This window comes from Finegoldia sp. BIOML-A2 (genome assembly GCF_009678315.1).
GTDB classification, from domain to species: domain Bacteria; phylum Bacillota; class Clostridia; order Tissierellales; family Peptoniphilaceae; genus Finegoldia; species Finegoldia magna.
In genome coordinates, this window is the sequence record NZ_WKZE01000005.1 from 48,628 (window position 1) to 65,373 (window position 16,746).

16 protein-coding genes and 1 riboswitch are annotated in these 16,746 nt (G+C 34.8%); of the genes, 14 read left to right on the plus strand and 2 right to left on the minus strand.

Annotation, left to right across the window (positions count from 1 at the left end):
* The first annotated feature begins 260 nt into the window (after positions 1-260).
* The 8 genes from GKF99_RS05625 (at position 261) to GKF99_RS05660 (ending at position 7,517) form a co-directional block, all read left to right on the plus strand.
* On the plus strand, positions 261-932 hold the full coding sequence (locus GKF99_RS05625; RefSeq protein ID WP_154271876.1) for a ZinT/AdcA family metal-binding protein: 672 nt from the start codon (positions 261-263) through the stop codon (positions 930-932).
* Positions 933-1,000: 68 nt separating this feature from the next.
* Positions 1,001-2,317, plus strand: a complete 1,317-nt coding sequence (locus tag GKF99_RS05630; protein WP_154272848.1) for a zinc ABC transporter substrate-binding protein — start codon at positions 1,001-1,003, stop codon at positions 2,315-2,317.
* Complete coding sequence (locus GKF99_RS05635; protein WP_154271874.1) at positions 2,318-2,989, plus strand: ATP-binding cassette domain-containing protein; 672 nt, start codon at positions 2,318-2,320, stop codon at positions 2,987-2,989.
* Entirely contained in the window at positions 2,983-3,822 is an 840-nt protein-coding gene (locus tag GKF99_RS05640) for a metal ABC transporter permease (protein WP_154272849.1), read from the plus strand. The genes GKF99_RS05635 and GKF99_RS05640 overlap by 7 nt, the downstream gene beginning before the upstream one ends.
* A 30-nt stretch (positions 3,823-3,852) precedes the next feature.
* On the plus strand, positions 3,853-4,062 hold the full coding sequence (locus tag GKF99_RS05645; protein WP_002834937.1) for an AbrB/MazE/SpoVT family DNA-binding domain-containing protein: 210 nt from the start codon (positions 3,853-3,855) through the stop codon (positions 4,060-4,062).
* Between the two features lie 123 nt (positions 4,063-4,185).
* Entirely contained in the window at positions 4,186-5,652 is a 1,467-nt protein-coding gene (locus tag GKF99_RS05650) for a C69 family dipeptidase (RefSeq protein WP_154272850.1), read from the plus strand.
* A 281-nt stretch (positions 5,653-5,933) separates the two neighbouring features.
* Entirely contained in the window at positions 5,934-6,779 is an 846-nt protein-coding gene (locus tag GKF99_RS05655) for a KilA-N domain-containing protein (protein WP_154272851.1), read from the plus strand.
* Between the two features lie 90 nt (positions 6,780-6,869).
* Entirely contained in the window at positions 6,870-7,517 is a 648-nt protein-coding gene (locus tag GKF99_RS05660; protein ID WP_154272852.1) for an SIMPL domain-containing protein, read from the plus strand.
* 40 nt (positions 7,518-7,557) lie between these two features.
* On the opposite strand, the gene GKF99_RS05665 is transcribed toward GKF99_RS05660, so the two are convergent.
* Both GKF99_RS05665 and GKF99_RS05670 read right to left on the minus strand, forming a co-directional pair.
* Complete coding sequence (locus GKF99_RS05665; protein ID WP_154272853.1) at positions 7,558-8,919, minus strand: YjiH family protein; 1,362 nt, start codon at positions 8,917-8,919, stop codon at positions 7,558-7,560.
* Between the two features lie 338 nt (positions 8,920-9,257).
* Entirely contained in the window at positions 9,258-10,514 is a 1,257-nt protein-coding gene (locus GKF99_RS05670; protein ID WP_154272854.1) for a hypothetical protein, read from the minus strand.
* Positions 10,515-10,648: 134 nt separating this feature from the next.
* On the opposite strand from GKF99_RS05670, the gene GKF99_RS05675 reads away from it, so the two are divergent.
* The 6 genes from GKF99_RS05675 (at position 10,649) to thiC (ending at position 16,681) form a co-directional block, all read left to right on the plus strand.
* Positions 10,649-11,410 carry an AIM24 family protein gene (locus GKF99_RS05675; RefSeq protein ID WP_110058393.1) on the plus strand — a complete coding sequence of 254 codons (762 nt, stop codon included), beginning with the start codon at positions 10,649-10,651 and terminating at the stop codon, positions 11,408-11,410.
* A gap of 365 nt (positions 11,411-11,775) precedes the next feature.
* Positions 11,776-12,057 (plus strand): hypothetical protein, encoded by a 282-nt coding sequence (locus GKF99_RS05680; protein ID WP_094206748.1) that lies wholly within the window; start codon positions 11,776-11,778, stop codon positions 12,055-12,057.
* A gap of 15 nt (positions 12,058-12,072) precedes the next feature.
* Entirely contained in the window at positions 12,073-13,248 is a 1,176-nt protein-coding gene (locus GKF99_RS05685) for a hypothetical protein (protein ID WP_154272855.1), read from the plus strand.
* 87 nt (positions 13,249-13,335) lie between these two features.
* A complete protein-coding gene (gene moaA, locus GKF99_RS05690; RefSeq protein WP_154272856.1) occupies positions 13,336-14,283 on the plus strand; it encodes a GTP 3',8-cyclase MoaA in 948 nt (315 codons plus the stop codon).
* 1 nt (position 14,284) lies between these two features.
* Positions 14,285-15,199 carry a cyclic pyranopterin monophosphate synthase MoaC/MOSC-domain-containing protein gene (locus tag GKF99_RS05695; protein WP_172976427.1) on the plus strand — a complete coding sequence of 305 codons (915 nt, stop codon included), beginning with the start codon at positions 14,285-14,287 and terminating at the stop codon, positions 15,197-15,199.
* Positions 15,200-15,218: 19 nt separating this feature from the next.
* Positions 15,219-15,313, plus strand: a riboswitch (TPP riboswitch).
* Between the two features lie 66 nt (positions 15,314-15,379).
* On the plus strand, positions 15,380-16,681 hold the full coding sequence (thiC, locus tag GKF99_RS05700; protein ID WP_094204200.1) for a phosphomethylpyrimidine synthase ThiC: 1,302 nt from the start codon (positions 15,380-15,382) through the stop codon (positions 16,679-16,681).
* The last annotated feature ends 65 nt before the right edge of the window (positions 16,682-16,746 follow it).

Consider the following 16,746-nt stretch of genomic DNA (forward strand, 5'->3'; position numbering starts at 1 on the left):
ATTATTTATTTGGATAAAGTTAGTAGGATGATTTTTACAATTGATTTTGCAGATTAGACGTAATTTGCAACTAAATAAGTTTTTAATTCTCAAAAAACTTATTACATATTTAAAATTGAATAGAATGATTAGAATGAGAAATAAGATTTTATTGTAATAAGTTAATTAATTAATAAAATTAGAATGCATTCGAATTTATTTTGGGATATTAATAACTACTTGTATTGTTCTACTAACAAATACAAATAAGGAGTATTGATATGAATAAATTAAAATTGATGGCTATAGTTGGAGTGATGTCAGCGGCGTTATTGCTGAATGGTTGTGGAGCACAAAAAGATGCACCGAAAGAAAACACAAAACAAGCTGAGCAAAAACAAGAAGATAAAAAAGAAGACAGCAAGGCTACTGAAAAAACTGAGGACAAAAAGGAAGAAGTAAGCTTGTCTGATTGGGACGGAGAATGGAACAACATGGGAAGCTATTTGGAAAAACCAGAAGTTCAAGGTGCTTACAAAACTTTAGCAAAAAAAGAAAATATTGATGAGAAAAAAGCAAAAGCAGATTATCTTGAAAAAAGAAAATGTGAATTCAATGGATTGAAAATCGACGGAAACAAGATTACATTCACAAGTAAAATCCCTTCAGAAAATGGAGATAAAATAGCTGAAACTGAGTACAAATTTGTGGAAAAAAAGGCTGTAAAACATGGATCACACATGCTAGAATGGGATGTTTTTGAAGCTGTGGATTCTAATGCAAAATATAAAGTTTTGTTGATGATGCCAATTCACGGCGAAGAAGAGTTGACACATTTCCACATGAGATATGGTAATGACAAGGAAGAATTATTTGCAAAGGAAGGCTGGTTCCCAACTTTCGTAAAACCAAACACAACTGATAAACAAATTATCGGAGAAATCGAAGAATAAGGTTGGAATATGAAATTGACAAAGGGCAGGGACGACCTGTCCTTTGATTTTTGAAAAGGAGAATTTAGATGAAAAAGAGATTTTTGAGTTTTCTATTAGCCTTGTGCATGGTTTTGTTTGCGGGATGTTCCAATCACACGAAAAAATCTTCAGGAAAACCTGTTATCTACACATCGTTTTTTCCTGTGCATGATTTGGTGAAGATGATTGCAGGAGATACTGTTGAGGTGAGAACTTTTATGCCTGTGGATAAGGAGCCTCATTTGTGGGAGCCGTCTGCTAAGGATATGAAAAAACTTGCCGATGCAGATTTGCTGGTTGTAAATGGTGCGAATATGGAACATTGGGTTGACAAGGTGCACGAGAATTTGCCTAATTTGGATATTTTGAAGTTGTCGGATTCTGTAGAGCTGATCACGTATAAAGGAGCTGCTGCAAGGGGCGATTTTCAATATATGGCACAATTGGACTTAACAAAGGGAAAACGAAAGATAGATTTTGGGCATACTCATGAAGATATTATGAGAGTTGCGTTCTTCAAATACAATGGAGAAGACAAAAAAGAATTGGTGAAAAAAGCTAAGGAAATTATGAATCAAAAAGGTGAGATTGTTCACCAAAAAAACACTTTCGATGTTGAAGAAGGAAAAGTATATGGCCTTGAAATGGGCCATGAATCTGGGGAGATATTTTACAATATAAAAGATGATGGCAAGTGGATTTTCGTATCGGACAGAATAAGCGAAGATTTGCTACCATATTATTTACAAGATACTAACGGTAAATTGCTTCAAGATGAGGGCAAATTAAAGCCTGTAATGGAAGGATCTTCGTCAGGGTTTGACAAGATAACTTACGATCCACATTCATGGTTATCTGTTGTAAATGCAAAAAAATATTTGAATAGTATCCAAGATAAATTGATACAAAAATACCCAGATAACGAGAGAATTTATCGAAAAAATAAATTGAAATACGTTGATAAATTGACAGATATTGACGCAGAATACAAAGAAAAATTTAGTAAATTAGACAATAAAAGCTTTTTGGTAACACATTACGCTTATGCATATATAGCGAGGGATTTTGGGCTTACTCAGTATCCATTAGAGGGTCTTACTAGCATGGAAAGTCCAAGTCTTAAAACAATAAAAAAAGCCGTGGATTTTGCGAAAACGAAAAACATTACTACGGTATTTTATGAATATGGAAAACCTCCTAAAGAAGCGAAGACTTTATCGGAAGAATTGGGAGGAGATATAAAGCCTTTGGCTTCTATGGAATTTATAACAAAAGAACAACAGGACAATAATCAAGGATATATCGAATTAATTGAGATGAATTTGAAAAACTTATACGAATCTATGAAAAAGGCAGGTGTATAAATGAATGCAGTAACTATTAAAAACTTAAACTTTGGTTATAATGAAGATTTGGTGCTTAAAGATTTGAATTTGAAGATAAATCAAGGAGAAATGGCTTTAATCTTGGGAGGAAATGGAAGTGGTAAATCAACTTTATTGAAATTAATGCTGGGAGAGTTAAAAGCTGATGACGGAGAAATCAAAGTTTTAGATAAAAATATTAAAGATTACAAGAGCTACCGAGATATAGGATATGTTCCTCAAATAAATATTGTAAACAAAATTGCGTTTCCGATTACTTGTTTGGAGCTTGTAACGTTAAATTTGTATGAAGATTTTGGGCTAATTAAAGTCGCACGCAAAAAGCATTACGATAAAGCTAGGAAAATTATGGAAGAAATGGGTATGAAAGAATATATTAATCGTCCTGTAAATGAATTGTCGGGAGGACTTCAACAAAGAGCTATGATTTGCAGGGCGATGATTAACGAGCCGAAACTTTTGATACTCGATGAGCCGACTGCAGGTGTTGACAAAGAAAACAAAGAGAAATTTATAAAAACAATTGCTAAACTCAACAAAGATTACAACATAACTGTAATAATGGTAACTCACGAAATAAAAGAAATAGAAGCTTTGGATATTGAGAGAACACAATACGAAATGATTGAAGGGAGGCTTGTAAAATGCTAGAATTTGCGTTTATGAGAAAAGCATTGGTAGCAGGATTGATGCTTTCGATAATGATTCCGATGATTGGAATAATAATGGTCAATCGTAAAACATCGATGATAGGAGATGCGCTTTCTCATACTGCTCTTAGTGGAGTTGGGCTTGGACTTATTTTAGGATTCGACCCATTAGTAGGATCTGCAATAGTTTGTGTAATAGCAGCATTTTTAATAGAATTAATCAGAAAAAAATTCCCACAATACGGAGATATGGCAACGGCTGTTATAATGAGTACGGGACTTGGAATTGCAGCGATTTTATCCGATTTTGCTCCTGGAGGAAACTCATTTGAATCGTATCTTTTCGGAAGCATTTCTTCTGTAACAAACAGAGATGTGATAAATATTTCTGTGATTTTTATATTAATTTTAGTGGTGTCTATATCGCAATATTCCGGACTATTGGCTATTTCTATCGACAAAAACATCGCTCGTCTTGCTGGGGTGAAAGTAAATCGAATTAATGCAATATTTACTTTTTTATCAGCGATTACTATAGCTCTTGCAGTCAAAATCGTTGGAGCGTTGATGGTGACATCTTTGATTGTACTTCCCGTAGCCACAGCACTCATAATTGCAAAAAGCTACAAGAAAACATACATCATAACGATAATACTCGGTATTTTGTATATGATGTTGGGAATAGTTCAATCTTATCAATTTGATATTAAACCAGGTGGAGCAATCGTAGTAAATGCAGTTATAGGAATGATAGTTTTCGTAGCATATTCAAAAATTAAACAACCAAATAGGAAAAACTTTTCAAATTCAAGAAATAATGCTAAAATAAAGTAAACACAACATTACAGAAGAAGGCAGGATAATATGAATTTCGAAGTAGAAAAAGGAAACAAAATTACAATACCAGATATATTAATGAGAAAATACGACCTAAGAGTTGGAGATATATTTGAGTGTGAACTTGAAAACGACAGGATAATATTGATTCCTAAGAAAAATCACGATGCAAACTATGTCGAAAAATTAAAGGGATTGACTGATGATACAATCGATGCATTAAACGAAGAGGAATAAAATCAAAAGGACTATCAAAAAAACGATAGTCTTTTTTCTTTTTTCTGTGTAAAAAATATAAAAAAGGGGTATAATGATATTGGATATTAAAAAAGAATATCACATTTAAGGAGGTATGTAATTATGGCATGTACTACATTATTAGTAGGTAAAGAAGCGAGCTTTGACGGCTCCACAATTATTTCAAGAAGTGAAGATTCCCCTTCTGGAATTTTTACAGCTAAGAGATTTATAGTTGTAAAACCAGAAGATCAACCAAGAAAATACGAATCAGTTTTATCAGGATGCAAGGTGGATTTACCTGATAATCCTATGAGATACACAGCACTTCCAAACTCTGACACATTTGAAGGAGATTGGGCGGCATCAGGCGTTAACGAAAAAAATATTTCAATGAGCGCTACTGAAACGATCACTACTAATCCAAGAGTTCAAGGAGCAGATCCTTTGATTCAATCTCCAACAAAAGATGAAAAATTCGGTGGACTTGGAGAAGAAGATTTCGTAACTTTGGTTCTCCCTTACATCAACTCTGCAAGAGAAGGCGTTGAAAGATTAGGTAAATTACTTGAAGAACACGGAACTTATGAATCAAACGGAATCGCATTCCAAGATGTTGACGAAATTTGGTGGTTGGAAACAATCGGCGGACATCACTGGATGGCAAGAAGAGTTCCTGATGATGCATACGTTGTAATGCCAAACCAATTGGGAATTGATTATTTTGATTTCGACGATGCTTATGGTGAACAAAATGAATTCATGTGCTCAAAAGATTTGAAAGAATGGTCCGAAAAACATCACTTATTCTTGGATCAAGAAGATTATGTAAATCCAAGATTAGCATACGGATCTCATGATCATTCAGATCACACATACAACACACCAAGAGCATGGATTATGCTTAGATATTTCAATCCTAACACATTGATTTGGGATGGAGTAGACGCTGATTTCACACCAGAATCTGATGATTTGCCATGGGCAATGGTACCAGAAAGAAAAATCACAGTTGAAGATATGAAGACAATATTGTCCAGCCACTACGAAGGAACACCTTATGATTGCTACGCAAAACACGGAGATCCAAACTACCGCGGAATGTATCGTCCATTGGGAATTAGCCGTGACAATGTAACTCATTTTACACAAATAAGACCATACGCTCCAGAAGAAATTAGAGCAATTCAATGGTTGTCATTCGGTAGCAACGCATTCAACGCAGCCGTTGCATTCTACGCAAACGTAGAAACAACTCCAAGCTATGTAGGTGATCAAGTAGTAAAAGCAACATCAGAAAACTTCTACTGGGCTAACAGAATCATAGCTGCACTTTGCGATGCACACTTCAACAAAACAGCAATCTTTATCGAAAGATATCAAGGAGCAATTCAATCCAAATCCAACGAAATCATCAACAAATACGACGAAGAATTTGCTAAGAACTCAGGTAACGCTCACGAATTACTTGAAAAAGCAAACCAAGAAATGGCAGATTTCTTAAAAGAAAAAACAGACAAATTACTTCACGACGTTTTATTCACAGCAAGCTGCGAAATGAAAAACGGATTTGCAAGAAGTGACAACTAATATTTAACGATAAATCGGGTTTGAACAATCAAATCCGATTTTTTCATAAAACAAAATTAATTTTTAAAATCAGAGCGAAAGAAATCAAACTTTCGCTCTATTTTTTTGCACAGACAAACAGCTACAATGCTGAATTAACAAACTCATTTTGATATAATAAAAGGTAAGAATATTTAATAAACAAGAATGAAAATATAGCAGGTGATCACATGGATAACATAACAGGAGCTAACCTTGGATTTGAAATTGTAAAGAGTTCACCAGCATAAGGAGGGAGTAAATTGTCGAAAATCAAGAAAGATCAAATTTCTGCTAAGGGATTTTCAATTCAAGTATATACTGAAGATTTTAAAAATGATTATATAAGCTTAACGGATATAGCAAAATATAAAAACACAGATGATCCAAGATTTGTTATTCAAAATTGGATGAGAAATAGAAACACCCTTGAATTTATAGGATTATGGGAAGTTTTGAATAATCCAAATTTTAACCGTGTGCAATTCGACACGTTTAGAAATGAAGCAGGCCTAAATAGATTCACAATGACCCCAGGAAAATGGATAGAATCTACAGATGCCATAGGTATAGTTTCAAAAGCGGGCCGATATGGAGGAACTTATGCTCATTACGATATAGCAATGGAATTTGCGTCTTGGCTTTCTCCAGAGTTTAAGCTTTATATTATTCAAGACTATAAAAGATTAAAGGAAGATGAAACCTCAAAACTATCATTAACTTGGAATCTTCATAGAGAAATTTCCAAGATTAATTACAAAATTCATACAGATGCAATAAAAGAATATCTCTTAAAAGACCTAACTAATGAACAATTATCTTTTAAATACGCAAGTGAAGCAGATATGCTTAATGTTGCCTTATTTAACAAGAGAGCAAAACAGTGGCGTGAAGAAAATCCGGATTTAAAAGGCAATATGAGAGACTATGCAAGCTTGAATGAATTACTTGTGCTTGCAAATATGGAAAGTTATAATGCAATTCTTATTGGAAAAGGTGTGGATCAAAAAGATAGAATGGTAGAACTTAGAAAACTTGCAAGAACACAATTGTTATCACTTAAAAAACTTGGAGATGGCGGTATTAAAAAATTAGAGGAGAAGAAATAATTATTTGAGTAATTAATACATAGATTATTCTTTAGAAGTGTTTACATCGGCGAGGTTGTAGGATAAATTTATCATCAAAAGGAGATTATTATGGAAAGAACTATTCGCGTAAAGGGAAAGGGCAAGATTTCGGTGAAGCCTGATACTATCAAGATTATGATAAAGGCTGAGGGTTTGTGCTGGAATTATGACGAAACTATTGAACAATCGACACAAGACACGAGGATTTTACGAGACGCTTTGAAAAATGCGGGGCTCGATCCGAAGAATTTGAAGACGACATATTTTTCGATTGATTCAAAATACAAGAGTTATCACGATAAAAATAACGACTACAAGGAAAAGTTCGTAGGTTACGAATACGAGCATCGCACATATATTGAGTTTGAAAATGACAATAAGATACTGGGGAAAGTTCTGTACGAATTGGCGCATTGCGATGTAAAAGTGAAGTTTGATATTAATTACACCGTGAAGGACAAGGAAAAGGTCAAGAATGATTTGTTAGAAAAAGCTGTAGAAGATTCTACGACGAAGGCAAAGGTGTTGGCGAAGGCTTCTGGTGTGAAGTTGAAGGAAATACTAAACATAGATTATTCGTGGGGAGAAATTGATATATATTCTTCGCCGATGGATGATTGGATGGTTTGTGAAGCAAAATCGGGCTATGACATAGACATTGAGGCTGACGACATTGATGTGCAAGATACTGTTACAATTACGTGGACAATAGAATAAATCAAAAAAACCAGAGAATTGTACGTTCTCTGGTTTTCGTTTACATAAACAACAAATGTGCGATTGGTGCTACTATCAAAAGCGAAATTATTGTTCGTTCAATAAATATGACGAATAATTCGAACAAGTTTACAGGAATTGACGATGCGAGGATTAGTCCACCGACTTCTGATAGATAGATCAATTGTGTTACGGAGATTGTCGCTACGATGAACTTGGTCATTTGCGATTGAATTGTGCTTGCAGCGATGATGGATGGTGTGAACATGTCACTGAATCCTACAATCATTGTCTTAGAGGCTGCCAAACTTTCTGGAACTTTCAAGAAGTTCAACAGTGGCAAGAATGGCTTGCCTAAGATTTCAAAAACTTGCGTGTTGTTTGCAAGTACAAGTGATGCTGTTCCTATTATCATAACAATCGGCATTACTGAAAACCACATTCCAAATGCGTTTTCGATTCCGTTTTTCAAAAATTCTCCGATTCCTTTGTGAGACTCTGCACGTTTGATTGCCAAATCTAGTCCGTACTGTACCGATGAAGAATAATTTTCTGCAATATCTTCGTTATCATGATTAGATTTTACTACGTAGTCGTCTTTTTTGAGTGACAATGGTGGAATTCTTGGAACTATAATCGCACAGACAATTCCAACTAAGCAGACCAAAAGGTAGTACACTCCGAAATAGTCGACCATGTCAACTTGGGATAAAACGATAAGGCTGAATGTGATGGAAACTGCAGAGAAATTCGTAGAAATAATTGCAGCTTCTTTTGCAGAATAATATCCAGATTCGTATTGGTTTGAGGTCAGCATGACACCCAATGTTCCATCTCCAATCCAACTTGTGATGCAATCTACTGCGGCACGTCCAGGAATTAAAAATACTGGACGCATTATTTTTGTGAAAATCGCACCGATAAATTCCAAAAGTCCGAAATCTAATAAAAGTGGTAGAAGCATACTTGCTATTACGAAAATAATTACAAGTGATGTCAACAAATCGTTGAGTATAAATGTCGCAGATTCATCGGAAACTATCATGTCGAAAAACGGCCCAAGGTTAAGTTTGTCCTTCAAAAAGACCATCCACACGACGATAAATCCTAGAATTCTAAGTACTAGCCACACAGGCGTTACAGAAAATGTTTGATTTAAAAGTTTGTTTTCTTTGATGAATTTTACATTAAAACTTGCCAAAACGCTCATCACAAATGATATTGTGATTATAATTGTACAAAGTGCTGGCAGATAATCGCCGATGGTTTTGGCTATAAAATCAGCGAAAATTTTGACAATTATTGTCCATTCGCCATCGAATTTTACGGGTATCATGAAGATGATTATCCCGATAATCGATGGAATCAGAAAATTCAGTAATGATTTTTTGTTGGTTTTCATATTATCTCCTCGCTTTAAAATATTTCAACTAGTATAACACTTATGAAAATATGATGCAAGAAAATAACAAATAAAATTAATTAGGAGAAGCAAGAAATCATATGGCACGAAGAATTAGAAAAATCCTCTAGCACGAATATCTAGACTACACAAATTGAAGATTTCTAAATCTCAAAATCCTAAAATCGTAAGCACGCTAACGCTAACGCGGTACGATTTTTGACGAATTTTTTCGATTTGAAATCAAACAATTTGTTCCGTATGATATTCTTAGCCAGAGGATTTTCTAATCTACAAAATCTCCAATAAAAAAGGCTACCGATATAGTAGCCCTTAAATTATTCTTCCGTATCTTCTTCATCATCATTTGATTGATTTTCTTCAGCCATTGTTTCCATTTCTTCTTTCAAAACTTTGTTGTCCAAGTTAGAATCTTCAATCATGGATTTTACTTTGCTGGCATCTTTTTTGCTGTAATGTTGATCGTCGTCGTATTTCTTTTCCAATAAATCCAAGATTTTGAATCTTCTTTTGGATTCTTTTTTGATTTTTTGGAAATCTCTAATGTATGCGTAGATTAGGAATATTATCAAAATTATTCCGGCGTAACCTATGATTGGGTATGTGATGCTGATAAGTTTTCTGAATCCTAAAAAGCTTAGGAAAAATCCTATCGTTACAAATCCAATCAAGTACATTTTGTATTTTGTAGGATTGTCCTTGGAAGCTCTTTTAGCTAACGAATAATACAAGCCAATAGCTGTGTTGAAAATCATTCCGAATATTACAAAACTCATTATCAAACCTAAAACTGGATTGATTTCTTCGATTAGAGTTTGTGTTGGAAGATCTGCATCTTTTAATATATCGACTCTCATGAATAGTACAACTGCCAAAAGAGCTGTTACTGTTCCTGTGATAAATCCTCCCAACAATCCACTAACTTTGGCCTCTTCTGATAAAACGTGATTGCCACCGATTGCAAACGCCGTACTTAAACCAACCATCATACACAATGAAAAATAGTTGATTACAGAAAGCCAAGGATTGCCGAAATTTTTCGGAATAGTTCTTGCAATTGGATCCAATTGGTCAAAACTTCCGTCAAATTTTATAATTGTATAGACTGATGCGATTAAAATTAACGCAACGATAATTGGCGTGAATGATCCGATAATTCTTGTAACTTTTTCAAAATCCATCATTCCCACGAAAATTACAAGTAGTGCGCAAATCAAAGACCCTATCCATGGAGCTAGTCCGAATTGTTGGTTGAGGTTGGATCCTGCACCTGATAGCATTACGAACCCGATTATAAATCCTGTCAAAATAAGTAAAATGTCGAAAATTCTAGTGAATTTTTTGGATGCTATCTCGTCCAAAACATCGCTGTGTTCATCTGCAAAATAATACGAACCCAACTCTAAAATAATCGCTCCAATAAATGTATGCAACAACAAAACAAATAGCGCAGTCCACAAACCAGATTTGCCATAAGCTGTGAAATATTGCAAGATTTCTTGTCCACTTGCAAGCCCAGCACCAGTTAGCACTGCTACATAAGCAAGGGATGTGCTTAATATTTTCTTTTTCATAGTTCTCTCCTTCTTTTGTAAAATTATATAATAAAATTCAAAAATAGCCAAGATGTAATTATATAACAAATTTTACAAAAAGCAAATTAGCGAATTGAACAATATGGTATAATATTCATGAAAAGAGGTGCTATATGTTTAAAGTTAAAAATTTTGAAGATAATGATGATGTCATAATCAAAGAACAAAATGGAGCATTTAAAGTTGTAGAATACAAGAGGGATTTGTCGGTTGATTACGAACAAGCACAAAGCTCTTATTTCGCATCTGAAATGAATGTCAGAAGAAGACAATTGGTGTGTGATGTTTCTCAATCAAATATAACTGTACAAGCAGGTGCTATGCAATGGATGATTGGAAATGTTAGCTCAACTACTGGAATAAAAGGTGCTGGGGATTTCTTCAAAAAAGCTTTGCGTGGTTCTGTAACTGGCGAAGGTGCGATAAAGCCAGAATACACAGGCGACGGGCTTTTGGTGTTGGAACCGACATACAAGCACATTTTATTGTTGGATGCAGATGATTGGAATAATGAAATCATCATAGAAGATGGATTGTTCTTGGCTTGTGATTCTGAATTGGAACACAAAGCTATTATGCAATCTAATATTTCATCGGCTGTTGCAGGTGGAGAAGGTCTATTCAACTTAGGACTTCACGGAACGGGAATTGTTGCGTTGGAATCTTATGTACCAAGAGAAGAATTGATTGAAATAACGCTTGACAATGATGTGTTGAAGATAGATGGAAACATGGCAATTGCTTGGAGTGGATCGTTGAGTTTTACAGTTGAAAGAGCTGGTAAATCATTGATAGGTTCTGCGACAAGCGGTGAAGGACTTGTAAATGTGTACAGAGGAACTGGAAAAGTTCTAATGGCACCAGTTTTGGAATAAAATGAAATTTTAGAGTATTTAATGACAAACCATTAATGCAAAAAACACTGGATAACAAACCTTAATGCACGAATATCTAGACTCCACAAATTGAAGATTTCATAATCTCAAAATCCTAAAATCGTAAGCACACTTCGTTTACGCGGTACGATTTTTGACGGATTTTTTCGATTTGAAATCAAAACAATTTGTTCCGTATGATATTCTTAGCATTAATGGTTTGTTATTTTTAATTTGTCGTAATAAATTTTAATCGTGAAAGTTTGCAAAAATTTTCGCGTTTTTTTATTCGGACAAAACGAATATGGTATAATAAAGAAAAGTATATTCAAAGTAATGTAAAGAACATCTTGGGAGGCACTACTATGAATAAATTGAGAAACAAGTTATACAAATACGAATTTAGGACGATTATTGTGGGTGTAATTCTATTTATTATGGAATTGAAACTTAGAATGGGTTATCCGAAACTTGTAAGCGTTTTGATATCACCGTTATCAAGCATTTTCATTTATGCTTCTATAGCTATTGTGTTGATGTTGATGGTTTTGGAGATGTTGGCAGCGATTAAAAACAGAGATTTCGATATTTTGTTTTTCATTTTAATCATTTTAGCGGGACTTTATTTGATGTATCGTATTATTTAAAATTTGGAGGATATTATGGGTATATTTGATAAATTAAAAAGCGTTTTTTCTTCAGAAGAAAAGGAAACTAACAGTCAAGCTCACAAAAATGATTGGTATGTTTTTGAATGGAGTGTAAAGGACACTGGGGAAATCTTCTACGTTGGTTACGGTTATGGTGAAGATTCTAAGTCTTTCGGATTTGAAAGTTATCACGGAGAAAGAATCAAGGAAAAATTAGATGTGGAATCGAAAATCATCAAGGACAACTTAGAAGAAGACGAAGCTCGTGATTTGCAACAAGAAGAGTTGAAGAGAGTGTTGAAAGAAACTGACAATGTAATTATCAATCGTGTGACTCCTAATATGATTACTAGAAAATCGGGATTGTTAAAGTCAGAAACTACACCAAACTATAGATTTGAACAAGCGCCGGTGTTATATGTTGCTGAATATGAACAACATTATTTGGATATGGATTATGATGATTTCGAAAAAGTTGACTTGGATAATTTGAAGTCTGTGTACTTAGTTGAAAAGGGCGTTGATGATGAAATTATCGCGAACATTTACAAGGATGATTTGGACAAATATTTGAACCAAACAAAATCTTTGTTGGAACACGAAAACATTAAAATCGTCGATAACCAATTTGCAAATGATGTAACTGCTTGGATTTACATTGGCGATGATTCAATTGCAAAGGTTAAGGAATATGAAGACAAAGCGCAAGAAAAACTTTCCAAGAAAATTCCTGTATATCACATGATGGATGTGTTGAAGAAATTAAAAGAAAAGAATAAGGATAACTTGGATGATATTTTCAACAAAATCAAGACTACAAAAGAAGTTGTAATCCATCCACACAACAGTAGGGTTGCTGTGTTTGATATCAAAAATTTGGACGATCCAGCTAAGGGTGCGAAGGAAGGTTTGAGATATTGGAACGAAGGAGAAAAATTCAGAAAGGATTCTCACTTCCAATCTGCAATCAAAAATTACGACATTGCTCGTGAAAACGGATTGTGCACTCCTGCACTTTACAGTTCTTATGCTAGTGTTTACAGAAGCATGAAAGATTACGACAACGAAATTGATATTTTACAAGAAGGTATCAAAAGATTATCCAATCAAGATAACGTGTCTGAATCTCACATTAATTCTATGAAAGAAAGATTAGAAAAAGCAAAGGAACTTTTATTAAAAGAATAATTTGAACGAATTTCCCAATTTGAGAAATCAAGTTGGGGAATTTTTTACCCTTAAGCGTTATATGATATAATATACAAAGGTGGTAAAATGAAAGACGCTCTCGGAAGAAAGGTAGATTATTTGAGAATTTCGGTGACTGACAAGTGCAATTTGAGATGCAAATATTGCATGCCAGAAGAAGGAATCACGCACTTGAATCACGACGAAATTCTAACTATAGATGAAACTTTGAAAATCGTAGAAGTTTTCAAAGATTTGGGAATAAAAAAAGTACGTTTAACTGGAGGCGAACCTTTGGTTAGAAACGGAATATTGGATTTGGTAAAAGGCATCAAGGACATGGGAATCGAAGAAATCTGTATGACTACCAATGCGATTAAATTGTACGACATGGCTGACGATTTAAAGAAAAGCGGCGTGGACAGATTCAACATTTCGCTTGATACTTTGGATGCGGATAAATTTCGTGACATAACGCGCGGCGGAGATTTGAAAAAGGTTTTGAAATCCATCGATAAATTAAAACAAATGGATATGAAACCAATTAAAATCAACACCGTTGTGATGAGACATTTCAACTACGATGAGATAGAAGATTTTATGAAATTCGCAGAGAATGGTGTGATTGTGAGATTTATTGAGCTGATGCCAATTGGTGAAGCAATAGGAAAATCTGATGATTATGTGTCAAATGAAGAAATTATCAAAAAAATCGGCGATCTTCAAAAAATTGACACCGATTCACAAAAATCGAAGGTCGCAGAATATTACACCAATCCAAATGGTGCTATTGTGGGATTTATTAATCCGATTTCTCACAAATTCTGTTCAGAATGTAACAGAGTTAGGTTGGATTGCAAGGGCAATTTGCTGATGTGTTTGCATTCTAATAAGTCGATTAATTTGAAAGATTGTATTCGAAATGGCGAGGATATACGACAAATTATTACACAAGAAATATACAATAAACCAGAAAGACATTATCTCGAAGAAGGAAACTTCAACAAAAGGGATATGAATACTATAGGAGGTTAATGTGGATTTAACTCATTTTAACGAAGATGGTTTGCCAAGAATGGTGGATGTATCTGAAAAGGAAACTACTAAAAGAGTTGCTGTGGCTCATAGTAGGATTTATATGAAAAAAGAGACTATGCAAAAAATCACAGAAAAATCCATCAAAAAAGGCGACGTTTTGAGTGTCGCACAAACTGCTGCGATTATGGCTGCGAAGAAAACATCGGAAATTATTCCAATGTGTCACAATATTTTCATCACAGGTGTTGATGTTAAATTCGAATTAGCAGATGATTTTATAGATATTTTCGTCCAATCAAACACAGAATCAAAAACAGGAATTGAGATGGAAAGTTTGACTGCTGCAAGTGTGGCGGCTCTTACGATTTACGATATGTGCAAGGCGATTGACCGTTCAATGCGAATTACAAATGTGGAGTTACTTCACAAAGAAGGTGGCAAAAGCGGCGTGTACAACAGAAGTGTTGACAGTGATGAGGCAGTTGTCATCGATGTGAATATCAGTGAGAAAAAAGGCACTGTAAAAACTCCTGTAGAATTTGCAGAACTTAAAGTTGATCATGGATTGGTTGGAGATGCACACGCTGGAAATTGGCACAGACAAGTGTCGCTTTTGGCAGAAGAATCCATTGACAAAATGCGAGAAATGGGTCTTGATTTGAAAGACGGAGATTTCGCTGAAAATATTACAACCAGAAACATTGAACTATTTACACTGCCTGTCGGTCAAGTGTTGACGATTGGAGAATGTGTGCTTGAAGTTACTCAAATCGGAAAAGAATGTCACAAAGGTTGTGCGATTAAACAAAAAGTCGGCAATTGCATTATGCCAACGGAAGGAATTTTCTGCAAAGTTTTAAAGGGCGGAATTATTAAGAAAAACGACAAAATCAAGCTTGTAGAATTAAATTAAAAGTTTGTGTTATAATATATTCGGAGTCTGGGGGTGCTTTACGCTGAGATCTTTATAGAAACCCTTATACCTGCTCATGATAATGCATGCGAAGGGAAGAACTTAGAATGTTTTTTGCGGATACATGGGTTATGTATCCGTTATTTTTTTCCAGTCTCCAAATCAACATAGGAGGTATTTATGGAATATACAACTCAATTAGACGCTGCAAAGAAGAAAATCATTACAAAAGAAATGAAAAGAGTAGCGGAAAAAGAAAACATAGACGTAGAAATTCTTAGAGAAAAAGTTGAAAAAGGATATGTGGTTATTCCTGCAAACAAAAACCACAAATCATTGGATGCTCACGGTGTTGGTGAAGGATTGAAGACTAAAATCAACGTGAATTTGGGAATTTCAAAAGATTGCTACAACATCGAAAAGGAAATGGAAAAAGTTAGAGTGGCAATCGATATGGATGCAGAAGCTATAATGGATTTGTCAAATTACGGCAAGACTAGACAGTTCAGAGAAGAACTTATCGATTATTCTCCTGCAATGATTGGTAGCGTTCCAATGTACGATTGCGTTGGAATGTTGGATAAGGAATTGAAGGATATTACTGAAGAAGAATTCTTACAAGTTGTGGAACAACACGCGAAAGACGGGGTGGATTTCATCACAATTCACGTAGGACTTACAAGGGATATCGCAGAACATTTGAAAACGACAGACAGAATTACAAAAATCGTATCACGTGGTGGATCGTTATTATTCGCGTGGATGATTGCTAATAACAAGGAAAATCCACTTGTGACAAGATACGACGATGTACTTGAAATCTGCGAAAAATACGACGTCACACTTAGCTTGGGAGATGCTTTAAGACCGGGTTGCATTAATGATGCGACAGATGATTTGCAAATTCAAGAGCTAATCAATTTATCCAGAATGGCAAAAAGAGCCTACGAAAAAAATGTCCAAGTAATGATTGAAGGACCAGGTCACGTTCCAATCGATCAAATCGAGGCAAATATGAAAATCGAAAAAACAATCTGCAACAACGCACCATTCTACGTGTTGGGACCTTTGGTAACAGACATTGCACCGGGATACGATCACATCACATCAGCAATTGGTGGTGCAATCGCAGCAAGTACTGGAGCTGATTTCTTGTGCTATGTAACTCCTGCAGAACATTTGAGACTTCCTAACTTGGAAGATATGAAAGAAGGAATCATTGCTACGAAAATCGCAGCTCATGCTGGAGATATCGCAAAGAAAATCCCTGGAGCAAAAGAAAGAGACGATGAAATGAGCAGAGCCCGATTCAACTTGGATTGGGAAAAAATGTTCGAACTTGCAATTGACAGCGAAAAACCAAAAAAATACAGAAAAGAATCTCAACCAATCGAAGAAGATTCTTGCACAATGTGCGGTAAAATGTGTTCAATGAGAACTGTGAAAAAAGTTTTGAACGGGGAAGATGTCAATTTAATTTAGAAAAATTTGATTTAGATAATTTTATGAATTCAACCATCAAGAATATCTTGGTGGTTGTTTTAAAT

What these genes read in the sequence shown, in the direction of transcription:
- GKF99_RS05625 (WP_154271876.1), top strand. Translation starts at nt 261, where the DNA reads ATGAATAAATTAAAATTGATGGCTATAGTTGGAGTGATGTCAGCGGCG.
- GKF99_RS05630 (WP_154272848.1), top strand. Translation starts at nt 1,001, where the DNA reads ATGAAAAAGAGATTTTTGAGTTTTCTATTAGCCTTGTGCATGGTTTTG.
- GKF99_RS05635 (WP_154271874.1), top strand. Translation starts at nt 2,318, where the DNA reads ATGAATGCAGTAACTATTAAAAACTTAAACTTTGGTTATAATGAAGAT.
- GKF99_RS05640 (WP_154272849.1), top strand. Translation starts at nt 2,983, where the DNA reads ATGCTAGAATTTGCGTTTATGAGAAAAGCATTGGTAGCAGGATTGATG.
- GKF99_RS05645 (WP_002834937.1), top strand. Translation starts at nt 3,853, where the DNA reads ATGAATTTCGAAGTAGAAAAAGGAAACAAAATTACAATACCAGATATA.
- GKF99_RS05650 (WP_154272850.1), top strand. Translation starts at nt 4,186, where the DNA reads ATGGCATGTACTACATTATTAGTAGGTAAAGAAGCGAGCTTTGACGGC.
- GKF99_RS05660 (WP_154272852.1), top strand. Translation starts at nt 6,870, where the DNA reads ATGGAAAGAACTATTCGCGTAAAGGGAAAGGGCAAGATTTCGGTGAAG.
- GKF99_RS05665 (WP_154272853.1), bottom strand. Translation starts at nt 8,919, where the DNA reads ATGAAAACCAACAAAAAATCATTACTGAATTTTCTGATTCCATCGATT.
- GKF99_RS05670 (WP_154272854.1), bottom strand. Translation starts at nt 10,514, where the DNA reads ATGAAAAAGAAAATATTAAGCACATCCCTTGCTTATGTAGCAGTGCTA.
- GKF99_RS05675 (WP_110058393.1), top strand. Translation starts at nt 10,649, where the DNA reads ATGTTTAAAGTTAAAAATTTTGAAGATAATGATGATGTCATAATCAAA.
- GKF99_RS05680 (WP_094206748.1), top strand. Translation starts at nt 11,776, where the DNA reads ATGAATAAATTGAGAAACAAGTTATACAAATACGAATTTAGGACGATT.
- GKF99_RS05685 (WP_154272855.1), top strand. Translation starts at nt 12,073, where the DNA reads ATGGGTATATTTGATAAATTAAAAAGCGTTTTTTCTTCAGAAGAAAAG.
- moaA (WP_154272856.1), top strand. Translation starts at nt 13,336, where the DNA reads ATGAAAGACGCTCTCGGAAGAAAGGTAGATTATTTGAGAATTTCGGTG.
- thiC (WP_094204200.1), top strand. Translation starts at nt 15,380, where the DNA reads ATGGAATATACAACTCAATTAGACGCTGCAAAGAAGAAAATCATTACA.